The following is a 23,128-nucleotide window of genomic DNA, read 5'->3' on the forward strand; positions in this document are numbered from 1 at the left end:
GCGAATCGCTCGCGCCCTGAAGGGGATTACTCAGTGGCGGATTTTTCCGCCTTGCCGGCCAGCAGGCTGAGGAAGTCGTATTTCTCCTTCAGCTCTTTCTCGGCGGCCTGATACAGCGCGCTGGCCACTTCCGGCTGCTGCGAGTTCAGGCGGCGGAAGCGCTGTTCTTTCAGCAGCGTTTCCGACAGGCTGCTGCTCGGCGGCCGGGAGTCCAGCGCCAATGCGGCCTTGCCCTCGGCGCTGCGGCGCGGATCGAAGCGGTACAGCGGCCAGAAGCCGGTGGCGGTCAGCTGTTTCATCTGATCGTGGCTGAGCGCCAGATCGTAGCCGTGCTCTTCGCACGGGCTGTAGGCGATGATCAGCGACGGGCCCGGATAGGCTTCGGCCTCCTGAATCGCTTTCACCGTTTGGTTAAGCTGCGCTCCCAGCGAGATCTGCGCGACGTAGACATGGCCGTACATCATCATGCTGACGCCCAAATCCTTGCGCGCCTTGCGCTTGCCGTGTTCACCGAACTTGGTCACCGCACCGAGCGGCGTGGCCTTCGACTGCTGGCCGCCGGTGTTGGAGTAACATTGGGTGTCGAGCACCAGCACGTTGACGTTTTCCGTCAGGCTGAGCACGTGATCCAAACCGCCGAAGCCGATGTCGTAGGCCCAGCCGTCACCGCCGATTAGCCAGATGGATTTTTCCACCAGGTAGTCGGCGTCGGCCGCCAGCTGGCGCGCGTCTTCGCCTTCGAGACTCGCCAACAGCGTGCGCAGTTCGGCGATCTGCTTACGGCGCGGCTCCGGCGCCACGTCGTCCATCTGCAAGGCATTGACCAACTGCTCCGGCAGCTGCGGCGCCAGCGAATTCAGCAGGCGCAGCACCCGTGCGCGATGTTGATCGACCGTCAGACGGAAGCCCAGGCCAAATTCGGCGTTGTCTTCGAACAGCGAGTTGGCCCACGCCGGCCCGCGCCCTTCGGCGTTGGTGGTGTAAGGCGTGGTCGGCAGGTTGCCGCCGTAGATCGACGAACAGCCGGTAGCGTTGGCGATCAGCAAACGGTCGCCATAGAGCTGGGTCAACAGCTTGATGTACGGCGTTTCGCCGCAGCCGGAACAGGCGCCGGAATACTCGAACAGCGGCGTGATCAGCTGCGAGGTACGAATGTCGATGCGCTCCAGCTGCGCCGGATCGATTTCCGGCAGCTGCAGGAAGAAGTCGTAGTTGTCTTTCTCAGCCGTCAGATTATCGAGGCGCGAAGCCATGTTGATGGCCTTGATCTCCGGGTTCTGGCGATCTTTCGCCGGGCAGACCTCGACGCACAGGTTACAGCCGGTGCAATCTTCCGGGGCTACCTGCAGCACGTATTTCTGGCCGCGCATATCGCGCGCTTTGACATCCAGAGACTGCAGGGAAGCGGGGGCGTGTGCCATCTCCGCCGGCTGAACCACTTTGGCGCGAATGGCGGAGTGCGGGCAGGCGGCGACGCAGTGGTTGCACTGGGTGCACAGGTCGGGCTGCCAGACCGGGATTTCTTCGGCGATGTTGCGCTTTTCCCACTGGGTGGTGCCCACCGGCCAGGTGCCGTCCGGCGGGAAGGCGGAAACCGGCAGCGCATCGCCCAGCCCGGCCAGCATCGCGGCGGTGACGGTTTTGACGAAGTCCGGCGCGGCGTCCGAGACCACCGGCGGGCGCATCGGGCTGCTGGCGTCGACCAGCTGCAGCGGGATCTCGGTCAGCGCGGCGCGGGTGGCACCCAGCGCCTGCCAGTTGCGCTCGACGATCTCCTGGCCCTTGCTGCTGTAGCTGCGGGCGATGGCGTCCTGCAGCTGTTGCAGTGCCACGTCGCTCGGCAGGATCTGCGTCAGGTGGAAAAACGCCATCTGCATTACGGTGTTGATGCGCGCGCCGAGCCGGCATTCGCGCGCCAGCTTGGCGGCGTTGATGATATAGAAACGCGCCTGGCGTTGGTGCAACAGCGCCTGAACCTCCTGCGGCAGGCGCGACCAGACCTCGTCGGCGCCGTAAGGGGTATTGAGCAGGAAGGTGCCGCCGGGCTTCAGGCGTTCAACCATTTGGTACTTATCGATAAATTGCAGCTGGTGGCAGCCGACGAAGTCCGCGCGGCTGACCAGGTAGGCCGAGTTGATCGGCTGCTCGCTGACGCGCAGGTGCGACACCGTCAGGCCGCCGGCCTTTTTGGAGTCGTAGACGAAATAGCCCTGGGCATACAGCGGCGTGGCGTTGCCGATGATCTTGATGTTGTTCTTGGTGGCCGAGACCGAGCCGTCGCTGCCCAAACCGTAGAACAGGGCTTCCAGCGAGGCGCGCTGTGGCAGGATTTCGTCGCTCAGCGGCAGTGAAAGCCCGGTGACATCATCGAAGATGCCGACGGTAAAGCGCGGACGCGGCTGCGGCTGGGCCAGCTCGCGGAACACCGCCAGCGCGCAGTCCGGGCCGAACTCTTTCGACGACAGGCCGTAACGGCCGCCGATCACCCGCGGCAGCGTGGCGCGCTCACCCCGGCTGTAGGCTTCCGCCAGCGCGGTCATCACGTCCAGATACAGCGGTTCGGCCAGCGCGCCCGGCTCTTTGGTGCGATCGAGCACCGCGACGCTGCGCACGCTGTCCGGCAGCGCGCTGAGCAGATACTGGGCGGAGAACGGCCGGAACAGGCGCACCTTCAGCACGCCGACTTTCTCGCCGCGGGCCAGCAGGGTGTCAATCACCTCTTCGCAGGTGCCGGCGGCGGACCCCATCACCACCACTACGCGCTCGGCCTGCGGGTGGCCGTAATAGTCGAACGGCCGATAGTGGCGGCCGGTAAGGGCGGCGAAGGCCGCCATGGCGTCGATCACGTGCTGGCCGGTGGCGTCATACCACGGGTTGGTGGCTTCGCGCGATTGGAAATAGGTGTCCGGGTTGGCCGAAGTGCCGCGCACCACCGGATGATCCGGCGACAGCGCCCGGCTGCGGTGAGCGTCGATCGCCGCCTGCGGCAGCATTTGCCGCAGCGTATCGTCGCTGAGCGGCACGATCTTGTTGATTTCGTGCGAGGTGCGGAAGCCGTCGAAGAAATGGATAAACGGCACGCGTGCGTTGAGGGTGGCGGTCTGAGAGATCAGCGCGAAGTCCTGCGCCTCCTGCACGTTGCCGGCACACAGCATGGCGCAGCCGGTCTGGCGCACCGCCATTACGTCCGAATGGTCGCCGAAGATAGACAGCGCGTGCGTGGCCACGGTGCGCGCGGCGACGTGCAGCACGAACGGCGTCAGCTCGCCGGCCAGCTTGTACAGCGTCGGGATCATCAGCAGCAGGCCCTGCGATGAAGTGAACGAGGTTGACAGCGCGCCGGTTTGCAAGGCGCCGTGCACGGTGGCGATCGCGCCGCCTTCCGACTGCATTTCCACCACCCGGGGGATGTCGCCCCAGATGTTTTGCCGGCCATCGCCGGACCAGGCATCCGCCTGTTCCGCCATGGTGGAACTCGGCGTGATAGGGTAGATGGCAATCACTTCGTTGGTGCGATAGGCCACGGAAGCGACTGCATTATTACCATCTGTAGTTATCATCGACGTTACCTTTTCATTGCTCACAAAGCCGCGAAAGCGCACTTTCGCAGTAATGGAAAAAAGTCTAACAGAGGGTTTGAACATGGCTTTATCGTGTTTGTGTGGCGGGTGATAAATCGTCAAAGGCGTATTTCCTCGCCGATTGGGTGCCGGCGGCAATAAATTGTTTTCACCGTTTAAAGACAATTTATTTCCGGCGCGTCATAATTGCGTATCGGCAAACTGACAGAAGAAAACCATGAGCGCATTTATGTATTTGACGATGGCGATAGTCGCGGAAGTGATCGCCACCACCATGTTGAAAGCCTCCGAAGGCTTTACCCGCCTGTGGCCGTCGGTGCTGGTGGTGCTGGGCTACGGCGTGGCATTTTGGGGGCTGTCGATGGTGGTCAAGAGCATGCCGCTGGGCATCGTCTATGCGATCTGGTCGGGCATGGGCATCGTGCTGGTGTCGGTCGCGGCGGTATTCGTTTATCAGCAAAAATTGGATTGGCCGGCGATCGTCGGTATGGGATTAATTATTGCCGGCGTGCTGGTGATTAATTTACTGTCCAAAGCTTCGGTGCACTGAGTGTTATTTTAATGTGAAAAAAGGCCGGCGTGACAGCAAGTCGCGCCGGTTGAAGAATTCAGCCATCATTCACTGAAAATAGTGGAATGCTAATTACTTAGCGCCGCCAGCATAGACGCAAATATCCTCCTCTCCGGTAGCAAAAAATGCGCCGTCATACTGAAAGCACGCGAAGATAATGAATATCGATATTGCGGGAGAAATCTCCCCGTCGGCAGCAGTGACGTTATCACTTTCTGCGTGCGGCCAGGGCCGGGTAGCGGGTGGCGCCGTCACGTTTGGCACCGCGCGCCGGTGTGGAAATATTCTGCAAACAAAATAAATGTCCGGTCGGCGCAAAAAAACGACAAATAATGGCTGGAATATATTTTCATTATTTATATATCGAGCTAGATTAAACAAGTTTGCATCAAAGATAGCGAAACGTGTCCGCCAAGTGACGCGCGTTATCAGCAATGGCGATTTTACACAGCGCAGTTCCGGGTTCAGGAGTGGGATAATGACGACATCAAAATGGCTGCTTGCCAGCGCCGTGCTGCTTTTAGCCGCCTGCAGCAGCAATAACGAAGAGCCAGTACAGCAGGGCAACAGTGCCAGAATCAATACGTTGCAGACCAGCGCCGGTTGCGCGGCGGTCGGCGGCGTCACCACCATCGCGCACAACCTGAACGGTGAAGCGCTGCGCATGTGCCAAATGCCGAACGGCAAGCAGTGCGAAGAACGCACGCTGGGCCTGGGCAGCTGCGCCGGGTAAGCCCGCGGCGCCAGGCTCAGCGTGCAGGATCAATACACCCAATCGCGCAGGGTATAGATAAGCGTGTGGCCGCTGCCGTTGAGCGTCAGCTGCTGGGCGTTTAGCGTCACTTCGGCGCCGTTTTCCAGCACGGTGCCGATCACCCGATCCCAGCGGTTGCGCTGTTCATCAGGGCACAGCCTGCGCGTCGTGGCCAGCGGTTTCACCGTCAGCACGCCGTCGCGTAATTGCCCCTGGCCGAAGAAGCGGTTGCACATCGTGCCGGAGACATGCAGGCTCTCACCGAACTCCAGATTGAGCAGGCCGCCACCCGCCGGTGATTTCGCCGTTTCGCCATCCACGCTCTGCAACACAAAGTTGTGATGTAACAGATCGCCTGGCGTGACGGCCGTGTGTGGTTTCATGCTGCACCCCGCTAAGGCCAGCGCCGCAAGGGCGGCTACCGTGGTTTTTCTCATCGCGTTCTCTCAAATAAACAGGGCGCCGCAAGGGCGCCCCGAGGTTACGCTCAGGCGTTCAACTGGTTCGGGCAGGCTTCGCCGCGTTCCAGCTGGCTGATGTTCTGCAGCGTGGTTTGCGAAATGCTGGTCAGCGCCTCTTCGGTCAGGAAGGCCTGATGGCCGGTAAACAGCACGTTGTGGCAGGCCGAGAGGCGGCGGAACACGTCGTCCTGAATCACGTCGTTCGACTTGTCTTCGAAGAACAGATCGCGTTCGTTCTCGTAAACGTCCATCCCCAGCGCGCCGATTTTCTGCTGCTTCAGCGCGTCGATGGCGGCGGTGGAGTCGATCAGCGCGCCACGGCTGGTGTTGATCACCATCACGCCGTTTTTCATCATCGCGAAGGCATCGGCATTCAGCAGATGGTGGTTTTCCGGCGTCAGCGGGCAGTGCAGGGTGATCACGTCGGACTGCGCGTACAGCGTTTTCAGATCGACATACTCCGCGCCCAGTTCCAGCGCCTGTTCGCTCGGGAAGGGATCGTAGGCCAGCAGCTTCATGCCAAAGCCTTTCAGAATGCGCATCGTCGCCACGCCGATTTTACCGGTGCCGATCACCCCGGCGGTGCGGTTGTGCATGTTAAAGCCGATCAGCCCTTCCAGCGAGAAGTTGGCGTCGCGGGTGCGTTGATAGGCGCGGTGAATACGGCGGTTCAGGCACATCATCATGCCTACCGCGTGCTCTGCCACGGCCTCCGGCGAATAGGCCGGCACGCGCACCACCTTGATGCCCAGTTCTTGGGCGGCGTCCAGATCGACGTTATTAAAACCGGCGCAGCGCAGGGCGAGAATTTCGACGCCCAGCGCCGCCAGTTCTTCGAGCACTTCACGGCTGCCGTCGTCGTTAACGAAGAGGCACACCGCCTTGCAACCGGCGGCCGTTTTGGCGGTTTTTTTACTGAGTAAAAAGTCGAAGAATTCCAGCTCGTAGCCAAACTGCTGATTCACCAGTTCGAGATATTTACGGTCATACTGTTTAGTACTGTATATCGCCAATTTCATCGTGGTTTCTCCACCGTGATTTTGTGATCAATTTAACAGATTTTAGTAAATTCGACAATTGGTTAGCCATTTTCGACGCGGGCGATATGGCCGCTGCCGGGCAGTTGCGGAGGCGTGATACGGTGGAGGGAAGGCGACGGTGGCGGCAGGCGGCAAAAAAATCCCCACGGGGGTGTGGGGAATGGCTTCTCTAGTACACAGTTAGCTAGCAGCTAAACTTTTATTAGAATGGTTGCAAGACTATTAATCATCAACGGTAACGACAATAACAAAAGTCTGAAAACTGTCCTATTTATGTGATGTATATGTAACGAAAATCTACAACCCCGCACACGTTTGCGCCAAAAAGGTGCAAATCGCTTCTGGAACCGCACTCAGCTTCACCCTATGTCAAATTCGTGCCATCATTATTGTCAATTCAGGCATAGACTTAACGAATGCCTAACTCAGGAACAAGCAATCATTTAATGACCAGGCGATTGAAAGTATTCATAGGGACGGTGGCGGGCTGTGCAATTCTGGTGTTGGCGTTGTGGCAAACCCTGCCGCGCTGGCTGCCGGGAGTGCTATCGCATTGGTTACCGGCGGGGAGCCGGCTGGAATTGCAGGGCAATTTGCACTGGCGCCAGGGCGGCCTGGCGTTGGCGGGGGCGCGTTTCACCGCGCAAGATTGCCTGCTGGCCAACGTCGGGCCGACGCGGCTGGCTTATCACCAGGGCCGCTGGCAGCTGTCGAGCGATAAGGTCAGCGTCGACAGCGCCTGTTTGTCAAAACTGCCGGGCGGCGACGCCAACAGCGCGCCGCTGGCGCTCGATCAGCTGCAGCGGGAGCTGCCGTCGCTGGATCTCACCCTTAGTGACCTGACGCTCATTCCCTGGCAGCGCTATGCCGGCAAGCTGCAGCTTTCCTCCGGCCCTGACGGGCAACGCCTGCATTATCAGGGGCCGAATCTCAGCGCCGAGGCGCAGCTGGATGAAAAACAGCAGCTGACGTTGCAAAGTCTGACCATTGTCCCGCCCAACAGCGCGCAACCGCTACACCTCGCCGGCAAGATAACCATTCCGCTGGATTTGGCCAGCCTGCCGACGCAGGGGGCGTTGCAGGGGGAAATGCAGACCGCCTATCTGGAAAAGCCGGTGTTGCTGGACATGCGCTGGCAACAGCAGCAGGGCGTGTTGACGGTGAGCGAAAAAGGCGACGATCGCCCGCTGGCGGTGTTGCCGTGGGAAGTCGCGCCGCAGCGGCTCAGCATCAAGCAGGGCGAGTGGCGTTGGCCGTACAGCGGGCAGCCGTTGAGCGGCGGCCTGAACATCGCGCTGCACGACTGGAGCAAAGGGTGGGATGAAACGGAGATCAGCGCGCGGCTGAACGTGATCACCGCCGGCCACAACGGCAAGGGCAATGCGGTGCTCACCCTCGGGCCGGGCAAGGTAGGGTTGACCGACAGCGATCTGCGCTTCCAACTGACCGGCCAGGCCAATCTGGCCGATTTCTCCACCACCGCGTCGATCCCGGGCGTGATTGGCGGCAGCATTCTTAATCCGACGCTGGTGCTGCAGCCGGGGTCGCTCCTGCGCCTGTGGGGCAAGGTGACGCCGGAAATGAAGCTGGAGGAGGCGCGTTTACCGCTGGCGGGCGTGAAGGTGACCGCCGCCGGTATCACCGGCCGCCTGCAGGCGATTTTGAGCGCCAGCGACAGTTATTGGGGGCGTTTCAAGCTGCACCTGGACGGCCAGGCGCAGGATTTCTGGCCGGACAAGGGTGACTGGCAGTGGCGCTACTGGGGCAATGGCCGGTTGCCGCCGCTGCAGGCCGCCTGGGACGTTGCCGGCAGCGGCCGCTGGCAGGACAGCGAGCTGGTGCTCGACAAACTCTCCACCGGCTTCGACAAATTAAAGTACGGTCTGGTGACGGTCGCCGCGCCGCGCCTGAGCCTCAACCAACCGCTGCGCTGGCGGCGCGATGAACAAAACCCGCAGTTCAACGGCGAGCTGCAGCTGGCGGCGGATAAGGTCAGCTTCAGCGACGGCGGCCATCTGCCGGCGCCGGTGCTGGCGCTGCAGCTGAACGGCCGTTCGCCGGACAGTTTCCAGCTGCAAGGCAAACTGCAGGCGCAGCAGATCGGGCCGATCGCGCTGCGCGGCCGCTGGGACGGCGAACGCCTGCGGGGCGAAGGCTGGTGGCCGAAACAGTCGCTGAAGGTCTTCCAGCCGCTGCTCGCGCCGGATCTCAATCTCACGCTGCGCGACGGCGAGTTTTATGCGCAGTCGGCGTTTTCCGCCGCCCGCGAGCAGGGCTTCGAAGCCGGCGGCCACTGGGTGGTGAAAAACGGCGGCATGTGGCTAAAGGACGGCGAAATGAGCGGTCTGGATTTCATCCTGTCGTACCGGTTCAAGCAGCATCAGTGGCTGCTGGGTGCCAAACAGCCGGTATCGCTGCGCATCAAGTCCTTCACCAACCTGTTCGAGATGCAGAACATTTCCGCCGATCTGCAGGGCACTTATCCCTACAGCGAAAGGCAGCCGCTGACGTTGAGCAACGTCGGCGTGGACATGCTCAACGGGCATATCAGCCTGTCGGCGCTGCGGTTGCCGCAGCATGACGCCGCGGTGCTGAAGCTGGACAAGGTCGATCTCAGCGCGCTGTTCACCGCCCTGAAACCGAAGCAGTTCGCCATGTCCGGCCGCGTCGACGGCGAGCTGCCGCTGTTCCTGAACCACCCGAAATGGCTGGTGCAGAACGGCTGGATCGCCAACGCCGGCACGCTGACGCTGCGGCTGGACAAAGACATGGCCGACGCCATCGGCAGCAACAACCTGGCGACCGGCGCGGCGATCGACTGGCTGCGCTATATGGAAATCAACCGTTCGCACGCCCGGGTCGATCTCGATAACCTGGGCGAGCTGACGCTGAGCGCGCGCATCGACGGCATCAACCCGCAGAAGAGCGCCAAGCGCGAGGTGATCCTGAACTATCGCCATCAGGAAAATGTGTTTCAGCTGTGGCGCAGTTTGCGCTTCGGCGACAATTTACAGGAGTGGCTGGAGCAGGCCCTCTCACAACCTGGGGAACAACAATGAAAATCATGAGTGTGCCGGCGCTGGCAGCGCTGCTGTGCGTTTCGCTGCTGAGCGGCTGCGTGCCGCGCATCGAGGTGGCGACGCCGAAGGATCCGATCACCATCAATATGAACGTCAAGATCGAGCATGAAATTCATATCAAGGTGGATAAGGACGTCGAGAACCTGCTGAAAACCCAAAGCGGTCTGTTCTAGGAGCCGACATGAAAAAACGTTATTTGTGGCTGGCCGGCGCCGCCTGGTTGTTCAGCGGCGTGGTGATGGCGCTGACGCTGGATGAGGCGAAGCAGCAAGGGCGGGTAGGCGAAACCCTGAGCGGCTACATTGCGCCGGTGAAGCAGGACGCGGAAACGCTGGCGCTGGTGAAGCGCATCAACGCCGGCCGCGCCGAGAAGTATCAGGAAGTGGCGGACGGCAACCACATCGCCGTTGACGAAGTGGCGCGCATGGCCGGGCAGAAGCTAGTGACGCGGGCGCAGAGCGGTGAGTATGTGCGCGGCATCAACGGCCAGTGGCTGCAGAAATAAAAAAAAGCGCGCCGTCTGGCGCGCCAAGAGATACGGATAGATGATTATTATGAGGGTAGTGCAGGTTTGACAGGACGTGCGTCTTGTCCGGCAGGGGCGTGGCGCCCCTGCGCAGGGTCTTAGGCAGCAACCACCTGAGACAGGGCCGCCTTGGCGTCTTCCTGGGCTTTGGTCGCCACTTCCGGGCCGTAGGCGATGCCTTCCGCGAAGACGAACTCCACATCGGTGATGCCGATGAAGCCCAAGAACAGACGCAGGTAAGGTTCTACCAGGTCGGTTGGAGTGCCTTTGTGGATGCCGCCGCGGCTGGTCAGGATCACGGCGCGTTTGTTTTTCACCAGGCCTTCCGGACCGTTTTCGGTGTAGCGGAAGGTTACGCCGGCGCGGGCAACCAGATCGAAATAGTTTTTCAGCTGGGTCGGGATGTTAAAGTTGTACATCGGCGCGGCAATCACGATGACGTCATTGGCCTGCAGCTCGGCGATCAGCTCGTCCGACAGGGCCAGCGCTTCTTGTTGACGCGGGGTCAACGGAGCATCGGAAGGACGCAGCGCGCCGACCAGCTCACCATCCAGCACCGGGATTGGCTGCGCGGCCAGATCGCGTACGGTGATGGTGTCGCCGCTGTGGGCGTTGCTCCATTGCTCTACGAAGAAATCGGCCAGTTGGTTAGACTGAGAGTAGGTCGCCAGGATGCTTGATTTCAGAACCAATACTTTGCTCATCGATAATTCCTTACGTTGTGACAGTGACATCAGGACTCAGCGTCCCTTGCATGAAGTACATGCTATTCACATTCCCCCAACAGTGATAGCGCAATATTTCGAGATCTTCGTTCGATTTTATTGAATGACATGGCGACGCTTTACTCGCGGAAGTAGGGGGAGAAAGCCGTTTGTGATAGGCTGTGCGGCTAAAGTAAAAAAATCGCTAAAAAAACACCAAACCGTTGCTAAGCCTGCCTTGGCGGCGAAGAAACAAGGAACACCGAACGTGAAATCTCCGCTCGAGGCACTGCCGGCCCAACTGGGTGAGCTGATGCTCCGCGATCAACAACGCCTGCGTCGTCGCCTGCAGGGCGCACGAAAAATCAAAAATCCCGATGCCCAGCTGGCGGTTGCCGCCGAAGTAGAAAGCGACATCGCGGCGGCGCGGCAAAAAGTGCAGGCGCGCGCCGCGTCTTGCCCGCGCATTACCTATCCGGAAAGCCTGCCGGTCAGCCAAAAAAAGCAGGACATTTTAAACGCCATTCGCGATCACCAGGTGGTGATCGTCGCCGGGGAAACCGGCTCGGGGAAAACCACCCAGCTGCCGAAGATCTGTCTGGAACTGGGACGCGGGGTGAAAGGGCTGATCGGCCATACCCAGCCGCGCCGCCTGGCGGCGCGCACCGTTGCCAACCGCATCGCCGACGAGCTGGAAACCCCGCTCGGCGGCAGCGTCGGCTACAAGGTGCGCTTCAACGATCAGGTGGGGGAAAATACTCTGGTCAAGCTGATGACCGACGGTATCTTGCTGGCGGAAATTCAGCAGGACCGCCTGCTGATGCAGTACGACACGCTGATCATCGATGAAGCGCACGAACGCAGCCTCAACATCGACTTTATTCTCGGCTACCTGCGCGAACTGTTGCCGAAGCGCCCGGATCTCAAGGTGATTATCACTTCGGCGACCATCGATCCGCAGCGCTTCTCGCGCCATTTCAACAATGCGCCGATCATCGAGGTTTCCGGCCGCACCTACCCGGTGGAGGTACGCTACCGCCCGGTGGTCGACGACGGCGACGATACCGATCGCGACCAGCTGCAGGCGATTTTCGATGCGGTGGACGAGCTTGGGCGCGAAGGGCCGGGCGACATTCTGATCTTCATGAGCGGCGAGCGCGAGATCCGCGATACCGCCGACGCCCTGAACCGCCTCAATCTGCCGCATACCGAGGTGCTGCCGCTGTATGCGCGCCTGTCGAACAGCGAGCAGAACCGGGTATTCCAGTCGCACCACGGCCGGCGCATCGTGCTGGCCACCAACGTGGCGGAAACCTCGCTGACGGTGCCGGGCATCAAGTACGTCATCGATCCGGGCACCGCGCGCATCAGCCGCTACAGTTTCCGCACCAAGGTGCAGCGCTTGCCGATCGAACCGGTGTCGCAGGCCTCCGCCAACCAGCGTAAAGGGCGCTGCGGTCGCGTATCGGAAGGGGTGTGCATCCGTCTGTACTCCGAGCAGGATTTCCTCTCGCGGCCGGCGTTTACCGATCCGGAAATTCTGCGCACCAACCTGGCGTCGGTCATTCTGCAGATGACCTCGCTGGGGCTGGGCGACATCGCCGCGTTTCCGTTCGTCGAGGCGCCGGACAAGCGTAATATTCAGGATGGCGTGCGCCTGCTGGAAGAGCTGGGGGCGATCGCCACCGCCGATAACGGCCACTATCAGCTGACGCCGCAGGGCCGCCAGCTGGCGCAGTTGCCTATCGACCCGCGTTTGGCGCGCATGGTGCTGGAGGCGCAGAAGAGCGGCAGCGTACGCGAGGTAATGATCATCACCGCCGCGCTGTCGATTCAGGATCCGCGTGAGCGCCCGATGGACAAGCAGCAGGCCTCGGATGAAAAACACCGCCGCTTTGCCGATAAAGACTCGGACTTCCTGGCGTTCGTCAACCTGTGGGATTATCTGCAGGAGCAGCAAAAAGCGAACTCTTCCAGCCAGTTCCGCCGGCTGTGCCGCAACGATTTCCTCAACTACCTGCGGGTGCGCGAGTGGCAGGATATCTATACCCAGCTGCGCCAGGTGGCGAAAGAGCTGGGGCTGCCGATCAACAGCACGCCTTCCGACTATCGCAGCGTGCACACCGCGTTGCTGACCGGCTTGCTGTCGCACATTGGCCAGAAGGATGCGGACAAGCAGGAATTTACCGGCGCGCGCAACGCCCGTTTCTCGATCTTCCCCGGCTCCGGCCTGTTCAAGAAGCCGCCGAAGTGGACCATGGTGGCCGAACTGGTGGAAACCAGCCGCCTGTGGGGGCGCATCGCCGCGCGCATTGAACCGGAATGGATTGAGCCGCTGGCTCAGCACCTGGTGAAACACAGCTACAGCGAGCCGCACTGGTCGAAATCGCAGGGGGCGGTGATGGCCAGCGAAAAGGTCACGCTGTTCGGTCTGCCGATCGTCGCGGCGCGCCAGGTCAATTACGGCGCCATCGATCCGCTGCTGTGCCGCGAGCTGTTTATCCGCCATGCGCTGGTGGAGGGCGACTGGCAGACGCGCCACGCCTTCTTCCGCGAAAACCAAAAGCTCCGCGCCGAAGTGGAAGAGCTGGAGCATAAATCGCGCCGCCGCGACATTTTGGTAGACGACGAAACGCTGTTCGGCTTCTACGATCGCCGCATCCCCAACGACGTGGTTTCCGGCCGTCATTTCGACAGCTGGTGGAAGAACGCGGCCAAACAGCAGCCGGACCTGCTGAACTTCGAAAAAGAGATGCTGATCAAGGACGGCGCCAACAAGATCAGCGCGCTCGACTACCCGAATTTCTGGCATCAGGGCAACCTCAAGCTGCGGCTGAGCTACCAGTTCGAGCCGGGCACCGACGCCGACGGCGTGACGGTGCACATTCCGTTGCCAATCCTCAACCAGGTGGAGGAGCAGGGCTTCGAATGGCAGATCCCCGGCATCCGCCGCGAGCTGGTGATTGCGCTGATCAAATCGCTGCCGAAGCCGGTGCGCCGCAACTTCGTGCCGGCACCGAACTACGCCGAGGCGTTCCTTGGCCGCGTCACTGCGCTGGAATTGCCGCTGCTGGACGCGCTGGAGCGCGAGCTGCGCCGCATGACCGGCGTGACCGTGTCACGTGATGATTGGCAGTGGGATCAGGTGCCCGATCACCTGAAGATGACCTTCCGCGTGGTGGGCGAGAAAAACCAGACGCTGCGCGAAGGCAAAGACCTGGCCGCGTTGCGCCTGCAGCTGAAAGAGAAGGTGCAGGAGACGCTGTCGGCGGTGGCCGACGACGGGCTGGAGCAGAGCAATCTGCATGTCTGGAGCTTTGGCCAACTGCCGGCGTTTTACGAGCAGAAGCGCGGCGGCTATTCGATGAAGGCTTACCCGGCGCTGGTGGATGAAAAGGACAGCGTGGCGATCCGCCTGTTCGACAGCGAAAGCGAGCAGCAACAGGCGATGTGGCAGGGCACGCGCCGCCTGCTGTTGCTGAATATTCCTTCGCCGATCAAATACCTGCATGAAAAGCTGCCGAACAAGGCCAAGCTGGGGCTCTATTTCAACCCGTACGGTAAGGTGCTGGAGCTGATCGACGACTGCATTTCGTGTGGCATCGACAAGCTGATCGCCGAACACGGCGGCCCGGTCTGGCAAGAGGAAGGCTTTGCCCGCCTGCAGGAGCAGATCCGCGCCGAGCTGAACGACACGGTCGTCGAGGTGGCCAAGCAGGTTGAGCAGATCTTGACGGCGGTCTTCAACATCAACAAACGGCTGAAAGGCCGGGTGGACATGTCGTTGGCGCTGGCGCTGTCGGACATCAAGACCCAACTCGGCGGGTTGGTCTACCGCGGTTTCGTGACCGGCAACGGCTGGAAACGCCTGCCGGACACGCTGCGTTACCTGCAGGCGATCGAGCGTCGGTTGGAAAAACTGGCTATCGATCCGCATCGCGATCGCGCGCAGATGTTGCGGGTGGAGCAGGTGCAGCTGGCGTGGCAGCAGTGGCTGAACAAGCTGCCGCCGAAGCGACAGCAGGAGGAAGAGGTAAAAGCGGTGCGCTGGATGATCGAAGAGCTGCGCGTCAGCCTGTTCGCGCAGCAATTGGGCACGCCTTACCCGATCTCCGACAAGCGTATTTTGCAAACTATCGAGCAGCTTTCGGGCTAAGCTCAGGTGCGCCGGCCGGCAAGCGGCCGACACACCACAGGCTCAACAGGCCGCACAGCAGCAGCGTGGCGGCCAAATCCTGCCCGCGTGCCGCGATCGTCAACCCCAGGCCGATCAGCAGATAGTACAGCAGCCCGAATAACGCGCCGGCGGTGCCGAGTTGCTCCCGGTAGCGGGTCAGCGCCTGGCTCAGCACATTCGGGATAGCCAACCCGAACGCCAGCATCACCAGCGCGCAGGGAAGCAGCATCCAGAGGCTGTGTTGCCACCAGAACAATGCCACGCCGCTGGCCATCGCCAGCAACCCGCCCAGCAGGATCTGACGCTTGGCGCTGACGCCGCGCGCTAGCAGGTGGCGGTTCAACAGCGCTCCCGCCAGGCTGCCCAGCGCCAGCATCACGCCCGAGTAGCCAAACTGCTGGCTACTCAACCCAAGCCTTTCGAACATGAACGGCGCCAGGCTGAAGTAGCTGAACACCATGATATTGAAGCTGGCGACCAGCAGTGCCGAACACCAGATATGCCGATCGCGCAGCATCGTCGTCAGGGCAATGCCCGGTGCGGCGGCCGTTGCGGTCTGCCGCTGCTGCGTTTCCGGCAATGTGCCGTAGCTCCACAGCAGCAGCGCCAGCGCCCAGGCCGCCTGTGCGATGAAGATCGCCGCGCTGCCGCCCCAGGCGACCAGCGCGCCGCCGGCAAACATTCCCAGCAGCGGGCTGATGGAAAGCGCGATGCCGACCAGCGCGAACATGCGCCCCAGCGCCGGGCCTTGATAGACGTCACGCAGCATGGTTTGCGTGACGATTGAACCGACCGCGGCACCGAAGGCGATCAGCGCACGGGCGACCAGCAACAGCGTGAAGCTGCCGCTCAGCAGCGCGATGCCGGCGCCGACCAAATAGAGCGCCAGGCCGGCCAGCATCGCCGGACGGCGGCCGAACCGATCGCAGAAGGCTCCCCAAAAGGCGACGCCGAGGGCGAAGGCGAAGAAATAGATGGATAACGTCTGCCCGGCCTGCGCGGCGCTGATGCCGAAATCGCTGCGGATGGCGGTAAGCGCCGGGCTGTACAGCGTTTCCAGGATCTGCGGCGTCATGATGGCGGTGACGAGCAGCGGTAAAGATAAGCGTTGCATGATGCACATTCTCCCTAAAAGTTAATGCGGCCAGTATAGGGAGCGACGCTTTGTTCGATTACAATCATTAGGACAAAAAACAACGGATATAGGACAATCTGATGGCGCTGATTCAACAGCATCACCCGTTCGACCCGGATCGGCTGCCGGCACCGGTGCTCGGCATTGCGGCCGAACTGGCGGAGCACGACTCCGGGCTGCATTGGCATCAGCGCTCGCAGCTGCTGTATGCGCCGCAGGGGTGCATGACGGTCACGTTGGCGCAGCAGTGGCTGATTCTGCCGCCGACGCGCGGCGTCTGGATACCGGGCGGCATTGCGCATCGGGTGCAGCTGCGCGGCCGCGTCGCGTATCGCTCGCTGTATTTCGATCCGGCGCTGACCGCCGCCATGCCGCCACAGGCTGCGGTGCTGGCGGTGAACCCGCTGTTGGCGGCGATCGTCGAGCGCATCGCGCACTGGCCGCTGGACTCTGCGTTGGCGCAGCCCCAGGCGCGCGATTTGCTGGCGGTACTGATCAATGAGCTGAGCGAGGCGCAGCGCGAGAATACCCAGCTGCGGCTGCCGCAGGATAGGCGTCTTGCCGCCTGGCTGGCCACGCTGCCGGAGAGTGACGAATTGCCGGGGTTGGCGGCGTTGGCGCAGCGCTTGAATCTGCACGCCAAAACGTTGACGCGGCTGTTTGTGCGGGAAACCGGCCTGAGCTATCAGCAGTGGTGCCAGCAGTGGCGGTTGATGCGCGCGATCGAACTGCTGGCGACGTTGCCGTCGGTCAGCGCGGTGGCGCAGCGGTTGGGGTTTTCCAGCGACAGCGCGTTTATCGCCTTTTTCCGTCAGTTCACCGGCACCACGCCGCGGCGCTATATGCAAGGGGGCTGAAAAGCACAACGGCGCATAATGCGCCGCTGAGAGAGGATTACTTGCCTGCGGCCAGGGCGTCCAGCGCTTCGCGGATGCCGGGCACCGCCAGGGCGCGGTTATCGGCGCGATAGCGATCTTTCGCCGCCGGCGCCGAACTTTGGATGGCGATCAGCTGCCAGCCGTCGGCGGTTTTCAACAGCAGCGGTGAACCGCTGTCGCCGGGCAGGGTATCACATTGGTGCGACAGTACGCCTTGCTGGGCCCAGCCGGTCACCTTGCAGTTTTGGTGGCTGTAAAGGTCATCCAGATGATCTTCCGGGTAACCCGCCTGAGTAATCAGCCGTTTGGCCTGTTTCAGGGCCTGGGTCAGCGCCTTGCTGTCGCCTTGCCACAGCGGCAACGGTGCGATCGGCAGCGGCTTTTTGTCTTTCAGACGGATCAGCGCAAAGTCATAGGCGGCGGCGGCGGGCGGCACGATCCAGCCATCACCGTCCGGCTTCAGCTTTTTGCCCAGTTTGCTGTCGACCAGGGTCTCGATATTGCCGGTTTGATACTGCCAGGATTTATCGCCTGCCACGAAACGCAGCGCGATGGCTTTATCCAGTTGTCCGGGCGGCGCCAGTACGCAGTGGCCGGCGGTCAACGCCAGGTGCGGGGAGATCAGCGTGGCGGTGCACAGATTGCCGCTGGCGGTTTCGACCTGGCCGATGGCCTGCCACGGCTGGGCGGCGGTATCCGTGACCTTGATTCGTTCATCTTTGCCGAAAAACAGACGCGTTTGCTCGGCCTTGGACGGGCCGTCGGCGCGTGCCGCCTGAGCAGCGATGAGCGGGAGTGAGCACAGCAACAGTAAAACGGATATGCGCATAGATCTCTTGCCTGACAAATACGGATCATCCATAAACACACTGAATGCTAACTATAGACTGATTTAGCAGCCATGTGGATGGGCAATAATTGATTTTTCAATAATTTCCCGCCGGCGACGCGGCAGGCTACAGGTAAAAAAAGACGGCGATCAGTCCACAAAGGATCAGGGCGGTCAGAACGATCTCGAACAGGTAGCGGCGCAGCATCAATGAGAACCCCCCGATGAAAAAACACCCGGCGAACCGGGTGTCGTACACGTCAAGCCTGAAGCGGTGAGGGGACCCTCACGTCATTACGCTTTTTTGTGGCTGGCTTTCTTGTGGTGCTTTTTAGCCGCCTGGGCTTTTTGAGCCGGGGCTTTCTTACCGGCTTTTTTGTGATGCTTTTTGGCCGCCTGAGCTTTCTGAACCGGGGCTTTCTTGCCGTGGTGTTTCACCTGAGCTTTAGCCGGCGCAGCGGTGGCGGTGGTTGCGGTAGCCGCAGGTGCGGTGGTGGCAGCCTCGGCAGCGAAAGCCACGGAAGACAGACCCATTGCAGCGGCAACAACCAGAGCTAATACTTTTTTCATCGCAGAATCCTCAATATGACTTTTGGGTATCAACCCCACTGCGGGGCCGTTGAGATGATAGTAGGCAAACGGCGCCCGGCTTTCCGTGAGTGATTGGTTTCGGCTTGTAACCTAATGTACAGGGCGGCGGCGGCAAGGGGGATTGCTGCTATAATGACCGCCAGGGGCGATAAAAGGGATTTAAAATGAAAGAGATAACGATTCGCTGTGGCGTGACTGAACAGGGCGAGGTGCCGCTGGCCTATGAGGACTGGGGCGATGAGGCGCACCCGCCGCTGCTGCTCATCATGGGCATCGGTGCACAGCTGCTGCTGTGGCCTGACGATTTCTGCCGCGCCCTGGTGGCCAAGGGATTTCGGGTGATCCGTTATGACAACCGCGACGTTGGCCTTTCCGGCAAAACGCAGGCGCAACGCACGCAACCGTTGTGGCTGCTGATGCTGCGCGCCCAGCTCGGTTGGCAAACGCCGGTGCCTTATACCCTGGCGGACATGGCGGCGGACGCGACGCATCTGCTCGATCACCTGCGTATCCCACAGGCCCACGTCTTGGGCGCCTCGATGGGTGGCATGATCGCGCAGGTGCTGGCCGCCGACTATCCGCAGCGTGTCGCCTCGTTGTGCATCTTGTTCTCCAGCACCAATCAACCGCTGTTGCCGCCGCCGGCACCTTCGCTGCTGTGGCTGTTGGTGCGCCGGCCTGCGGCCGATCTGACGCTGCAGCAACGCCGCGAGGGGATGAAAGCCTTCCTGCGCGCGCTCGGCACCCGGTTTTACCCACCGGAGGAGGCGGAGCTGGATGCGTTGGTGCATCGGCTGTTAAAGCGGGGCGTGGATCCGGAAGGCATGCAGCGGCAACTTTCCGCGTTGCTCGGCAGCGGCGATCTGCGTCGCTACAGCCGGCGCATTGCCGTGCCGACGCTGGTCATTCACGGCGATCGCGATCGGCTGGTGCGCAAGGCGGGCGGGGTGGCGATCGCCCGCGCGGTCGCCAACGCCAGATTACATATTATGCCGGGCATGGGGCATGACCTGCCGTCCCCGTTGAGGCCGCAGCTGGCGGCGATGATCGCCCGTCATGCGCTGGGATGAGAGGCCGGAACGCCGGCGTTTTTTGCTATTTTAGTTACAACATACAAATGGAGGGAGGCCACCCGCCACTCTGTGGCCAAGGCGATGTCGGCACAGAACGTGCGTTATGAAGCATTATCCGGTCATACAGGCGGGAAAAGGGCGCGGCAGGGCCGCGCCAGCGGAGATTACAGGTAGCGGTTTTCCAAATGCTGACGGAAATAGCGTGGGTTGAGCGCTTCGCCGGTTGCGTTGGCGATCAGCGTCTCGGTCGGGAAACGGCTGCCGTGGCGCCAGATGTTGTGCTGCAGCCAGTGGAACAGCGGCTGCAGGTTGCCGGCGGCGATGTCCTCGCCGAGAGAAGGCAGGGCCTGACGCACGCTGTGGAACAGCTGCGCGGCGTACATCGCGCCGAGCGTGTACGTCGGGAAGTAGCCGAAAGCGCCGTCGGTCCAGTGAATATCCTGCATGCAGCCGTTGCGGTAGTTGCCGATGGTGTCGAGGCCGAGGTAAGCATGCATCTTCTCATTCCACAGTGCCGGAATGTCTTCCACTTCGATATCGCCTTCGATCAGCGCTTTTTCAATTTCGTAGCGCAGGATGACGTGGGCAGGATAGCTCACCTCGTCGGCGTCGACGCGGATCAGGCCCGGTTTAACGCGCTGGTTGAGGCGAATGAAGTTGGCTTCTTCCAGCGCCGGCTGTTCGCCAAACTGCGCGGTAACCAGCGGACGCAAGATTTTCAGGAATTCATTGCCGCGCGCCAGCTGCATTTCGAACAGCAGGCTCTGCGATTCGTGGATAGCGGTGGAACGGGCCAGGGCGACCGGCTGGCCGAGCAGATCGCGCGGCAGGTTCTGCTCGTAGCGGGCGTGACCGGTTTCATGCACGATGCCGAGCAGCGCGGTCAAAAACTCTTTCTCGTTGTAACGGGTGGTGATGCGCACATCTTCCGGCACGCCGCCGCAGAACGGGTGGGCGCTGACGTCGACGCGGCCGTTGTCGAAGTTGAAACCGAGCAGTTTCATCACGCTGAGGCTCAGCTGGCGCTGGGTGTCCACATTGAACGGGCCCTGCGGCGTCTGGCAAGGCTCATTGGCCTGTTTGGCCACCACGCGCTGCAGCAGATCCGGCAGCCAGGTTTTCAGATCGCCGAAGATGCGGTCGAGATCGCTGCTGCGCATGCCCGGTTCATACAGGTTGAGCAGGGCGTCGTAACGGCTGGTGCCGGCTGCCTGTGCGCGGATCTGCGCCTCTTCCCGACTGAGTTTGACCACCTCGCGCAGATTCTCGACGAAACCGTCCCAATCGTTGGCCGGGCGCTGGGCGCGCCAGGCGTGTTCGCAACGCGCGCCGGCGAGCGACTTGGCTTCGACCAGCGACGCCGGCAGCAGCACGGCGTCTTCATATTGGCGGCGCATTTCGCGCAGGTTGGCGCGATCGAGTTCGTCCAGCGTCTCTTGCTGTGCGCGATCCAACAGCTCGCCGGTGCTTTGTGCCGTTAAAATTTGGTGCTGCAGCACGCTCAGCTCGGCCAGCGCTTCGGAGCGCGCCTTGCTGCCGCCCGGTGGCATCATGGTTTGCATGTCCCAACCGGCGATGGCGGACAGGTGGCCGAAACGCGACAGCCGGCTGAACAGGGCGCGCAGGTGATCGTAAGCAGACGTGTTGGAATGTGCAGATGTCATTATTATTCGGCTCCAATGAGAAGGTCCGGCGGTATTACGCCAGATCGGCTTTTAAACTGAATGTCGGCTTCACCGGCCAGCAGAAACGGAAGCTGGCGCCGCCGAGCGAACTGCCTTCGACGAACACCTGTCCCTGGTAGGCGACGGCGATGGAATGGACGATGGCCAGCCCCAACCCGCAGCCGCCGGTAGCGCGATCGCGGCTGGGGTCGAGACGGACGAAAGGTTCAAACACCCGTTCGCGCTCTTCCGGCGGGATGCCCGGCCCGTCATCCTCGACCTGCAAGCAGGCGAGGTCGCCGTCAAACCACAGCCCCACGCGCAGACGCTGTTCGGAATAGCGCAGCGCGTTGTTGACCAGGTTGTCGAGCACGCGCTCCATCAGGCGCAGATCGACGCCGCCGAAGTCGCCGACGTGCGGGATATCGAGCTGGATGTCGCGTTCCTGATGAATAAGACGGATATCATCGACCTTGTCCTCGAGCCACTTTGGCAGATCGATGGGTTCAATGTTTAACGCAACCTGCGGACGGTCCAGACGGGCATAGGTCAGCAGCTCGTCGATCAGCGACTCCAGCTGGCCGATATCGCGGTTCAGCGCCTGCTGCTCGCTTTCGGACAGGTTATCGCTCATTTCGAGCCGGTAACGCAGGCGCACCAGCGGCGTGCGCAGCTCGTGGGCGATGCCGTCGATCAGCTGTTTCTTGCTGGCGATCAGGGTGTTGACGTTGTCGGCCATCTGGTTGAACGCCACGCCGAGCCGGCTCAGGCTGGAGGTGGGATCGAAGTGGGTACGTTCATCCAGATGCCCGGCGCCGAGCCGCTGGGCGGCGTTTTCCAGCTTGAGCAGGTCTTGCCAGTGCGGCCGCATCCACAGAAACACCGGCAGCGCCAGCGACATGCCGATAAACACCAGCAACACCAGATCCAGCAGGCGCATCTGATGCAGATAGAACAGATAAGGAATGGGGCCGACCACCAACACGTAGTGGCTGCGCGGAATGCGCTGCATAAAGGTGTACTGATCGTCGAGGGCGATGATTTCCCCCAGCCGCAGCCGTTTTTTCAGATCCTCGCTCAGCGCCTGTTTGCCGAGCGGCTCGATATGCAGCTTGAACGACAGGTTGAGATCCAGCGTGGCGATGGTCTTGTTCCAATCCTTCAGCGGGATTTCGCGCAGCTCGCTGCGCATCAGGTACAGCGAACTTTTCATCAGGTCGTCCATCGACTGGCGGCCAGCGCGCTCGGCGGTCACTTTGTACACCAGGCCGACCAGCATCGCCATCACCAGAAAACAGACGAACAGCAACAGGAAGAACTGGACGAAAAGTTTTCTCATTGTTGCACCGATGCCCAGGCGTTCGGGGCGAACAGATAACCTTTATTGCGCACGGTCTTGATACGGAACGGCTCCAGCGCGTTGTCGTACAGCTTGCGGCGCAGGCGGGAGATCGCCACGTCGATGCTGCGGTCCATTCCGTCATAGCTCACGCCGCGCAGGTTTTGCAGCAGCGCCTCGCGATCCATGATCTGCCCGGCGTGGGTCGCCAGTTCCCACAGCAAATCGAAATCCGAGGTGGACAGGGTGACGGTTTCTTCGCCCAGCGTGACCTGCCGGTTGACCGGATCGATGCACAACAGCCCGAAATGCAGCGCGTTGTGCTGGGTGAGCGGCTGAACCGACTCTTCTTTCGGCTGCTGGCTGTGTTGGCGCAGGTGCAAACGCAGGCGCGCCAGCAACACCGCCGGCGGCGTGGTTTTCAGGATATAGTCGTTGGCGCCCATCTCCAGCGACAGGATATGGTTCATGTCGCTGTCGAGCGAGGTGAGCAGCACAATCGGGCCGGGGAAGGTGGGGCGCAGATCGCGGCACAGCGTCATGCCGTCTTTGCCGGGCAGCATGATGTCCAGCAGCACCAAATCGGGTTGCTCGCGCTCGATGCGCGCCTGCGCGCTGTCGCCGCGCGGCTCGATCAGCACCTCGATGTCGTGTTTGCCCAGATAGGCGGCGATCAGTTTGCCGACTTCAGGATCGTCTTCCACAAAAACAATTTTATGCATATG

Annotated in this window: 18 protein-coding genes; 8 read left to right on the plus strand and 10 right to left on the minus strand. The window is 61.4% G+C overall.

Features of this window, described 5'->3' with window-relative positions:
- Positions 1 to 26: 26 nt before the first annotated feature.
- Positions 27 to 3,560: a pyruvate:ferredoxin (flavodoxin) oxidoreductase gene (gene nifJ / locus AWX27_RS00245; RefSeq protein WP_060418609.1), complete on the minus strand. Its 3,534-nt coding sequence runs from the start codon at positions 3,558 to 3,560 to the stop codon at positions 27 to 29.
- A gap of 238 nt (positions 3,561 to 3,798) precedes the next feature.
- Here nifJ and ssmE point away from each other — a divergent pair, with 238 nt between their 5' ends.
- Entirely contained in the window at positions 3,799 to 4,131 is a 333-nt protein-coding gene (gene ssmE / locus AWX27_RS00250; RefSeq protein WP_060418612.1) for a multidrug efflux SMR transporter SsmE, read from the plus strand.
- 499 nt (positions 4,132 to 4,630) lie between these two features.
- Complete coding sequence (locus AWX27_RS00255) at positions 4,631 to 4,885, plus strand: DUF333 domain-containing protein (protein ID WP_015377999.1); 255 nt, start codon at positions 4,631 to 4,633, stop codon at positions 4,883 to 4,885.
- 29 nt (positions 4,886 to 4,914) lie between these two features.
- On the opposite strand, the gene hslJ is transcribed toward AWX27_RS00255, so the two are convergent.
- Both hslJ and AWX27_RS00265 read right to left on the minus strand, forming a co-directional pair.
- Positions 4,915 to 5,343, minus strand: a complete 429-nt coding sequence (gene hslJ / locus AWX27_RS00260) for a heat shock protein HslJ (RefSeq protein ID WP_060418615.1) — start codon at positions 5,341 to 5,343, stop codon at positions 4,915 to 4,917.
- 50 nt (positions 5,344 to 5,393) lie between these two features.
- The gene (locus tag AWX27_RS00265) at positions 5,394 to 6,386 is read right to left on the minus strand and encodes a 2-hydroxyacid dehydrogenase (protein ID WP_038880333.1); all 993 of its coding nucleotides are present in this window, start codon (positions 6,384 to 6,386) and stop codon (positions 5,394 to 5,396) included.
- 467 nt (positions 6,387 to 6,853) lie between these two features.
- Between AWX27_RS00265 and AWX27_RS00270 the strand changes: the two genes are divergently transcribed.
- The 3 genes from AWX27_RS00270 to AWX27_RS00280 are packed head-to-tail and all read left to right on the plus strand — an operon-like array spanning position 6,854 to position 9,992.
- Positions 6,854 to 9,466: a YdbH family protein gene (locus tag AWX27_RS00270; protein ID WP_060418618.1), complete on the plus strand. Its 2,613-nt coding sequence runs from the start codon at positions 6,854 to 6,856 to the stop codon at positions 9,464 to 9,466.
- On the plus strand, positions 9,463 to 9,660 hold the full coding sequence (locus tag AWX27_RS00275; RefSeq protein WP_060418622.1) for a YnbE family lipoprotein: 198 nt from the start codon (positions 9,463 to 9,465) through the stop codon (positions 9,658 to 9,660). The genes AWX27_RS00270 and AWX27_RS00275 overlap by 4 nt, the downstream gene beginning before the upstream one ends.
- Before the next feature lie 8 nt (positions 9,661 to 9,668).
- Positions 9,669 to 9,992 (plus strand): YdbL family probable chaperone protein, encoded by a 324-nt coding sequence (locus AWX27_RS00280; RefSeq protein WP_060418625.1) that lies wholly within the window; start codon positions 9,669 to 9,671, stop codon positions 9,990 to 9,992.
- 119 nt (positions 9,993 to 10,111) lie between these two features.
- Here AWX27_RS00280 and azoR read toward each other — a convergent pair whose 3' ends face one another.
- Positions 10,112 to 10,717: an FMN-dependent NADH-azoreductase gene (azoR, locus tag AWX27_RS00285; RefSeq protein ID WP_019452650.1), complete on the minus strand. Its 606-nt coding sequence runs from the start codon at positions 10,715 to 10,717 to the stop codon at positions 10,112 to 10,114.
- A gap of 268 nt (positions 10,718 to 10,985) precedes the next feature.
- Here azoR and hrpA point away from each other — a divergent pair, with 268 nt between their 5' ends.
- Positions 10,986 to 14,873: an ATP-dependent RNA helicase HrpA gene (gene hrpA, locus AWX27_RS00290; protein ID WP_072265384.1), complete on the plus strand. Its 3,888-nt coding sequence runs from the start codon at positions 10,986 to 10,988 to the stop codon at positions 14,871 to 14,873.
- Here the strand turns inward: hrpA and AWX27_RS00295 are convergent.
- Complete coding sequence (locus AWX27_RS00295) at positions 14,851 to 16,008, minus strand: MFS transporter (protein ID WP_060419679.1); 1,158 nt, start codon at positions 16,006 to 16,008, stop codon at positions 14,851 to 14,853. The two genes, hrpA and AWX27_RS00295, sit on opposite strands and share 23 nt — an antisense overlap.
- Positions 16,009 to 16,109: 101 nt before the next feature.
- On the opposite strand from AWX27_RS00295, the gene AWX27_RS00300 reads away from it, so the two are divergent.
- Positions 16,110 to 16,886 carry an AraC family transcriptional regulator gene (locus AWX27_RS00300; RefSeq protein WP_060418628.1) on the plus strand — a complete coding sequence of 259 codons (777 nt, stop codon included), beginning with the start codon at positions 16,110 to 16,112 and terminating at the stop codon, positions 16,884 to 16,886.
- Positions 16,887 to 16,923: 37 nt separating this feature from the next.
- On the opposite strand, the gene AWX27_RS00305 is transcribed toward AWX27_RS00300, so the two are convergent.
- Together AWX27_RS00305 and asr are read right to left on the minus strand one after the other, a co-directional pair.
- Positions 16,924 to 17,736 carry a trypsin-like serine peptidase gene (locus tag AWX27_RS00305; RefSeq protein WP_049198285.1) on the minus strand — a complete coding sequence of 271 codons (813 nt, stop codon included), beginning with the start codon at positions 17,734 to 17,736 and terminating at the stop codon, positions 16,924 to 16,926.
- 294 nt (positions 17,737 to 18,030) lie between these two features.
- The gene (gene asr, locus AWX27_RS00310) at positions 18,031 to 18,306 is read right to left on the minus strand and encodes an acid resistance repetitive basic protein Asr (RefSeq protein ID WP_025302975.1); all 276 of its coding nucleotides are present in this window, start codon (positions 18,304 to 18,306) and stop codon (positions 18,031 to 18,033) included.
- 185 nt (positions 18,307 to 18,491) lie between these two features.
- Between asr and AWX27_RS00315 the strand changes: the two genes are divergently transcribed.
- Positions 18,492 to 19,397, plus strand: a complete 906-nt coding sequence (locus tag AWX27_RS00315) for an alpha/beta fold hydrolase (RefSeq protein WP_060418631.1) — start codon at positions 18,492 to 18,494, stop codon at positions 19,395 to 19,397.
- A 167-nt stretch (positions 19,398 to 19,564) separates the two neighbouring features.
- Here AWX27_RS00315 and AWX27_RS00320 read toward each other — a convergent pair whose 3' ends face one another.
- Genes AWX27_RS00320 through rstA form a run of 3 tightly spaced genes read right to left on the minus strand, consistent with a single transcriptional unit; the run spans position 19,565 to position 23,125 of the window.
- A complete protein-coding gene (locus AWX27_RS00320; RefSeq protein ID WP_060418634.1) occupies positions 19,565 to 21,064 on the minus strand; it encodes a carboxypeptidase M32 in 1,500 nt (499 codons plus the stop codon).
- Positions 21,065 to 21,098: 34 nt separating this feature from the next.
- The gene (rstB, locus tag AWX27_RS00325; RefSeq protein ID WP_049198288.1) at positions 21,099 to 22,403 is read right to left on the minus strand and encodes a two-component system sensor histidine kinase RstB; all 1,305 of its coding nucleotides are present in this window, start codon (positions 22,401 to 22,403) and stop codon (positions 21,099 to 21,101) included.
- Positions 22,400 to 23,125: a two-component system response regulator RstA gene (gene rstA / locus AWX27_RS00330; protein WP_049198289.1), complete on the minus strand. Its 726-nt coding sequence runs from the start codon at positions 23,123 to 23,125 to the stop codon at positions 22,400 to 22,402. The genes rstB and rstA overlap by 4 nt, the downstream gene beginning before the upstream one ends.
- Between the last annotated feature and the right edge of the window lie 3 nt (positions 23,126 to 23,128).

Source organism: Serratia sp. 2880STDY5682894 (genome assembly GCF_001537385.1).
Classification (GTDB): domain Bacteria; phylum Pseudomonadota; class Gammaproteobacteria; order Enterobacterales; family Enterobacteriaceae; genus Serratia; species Serratia nevei.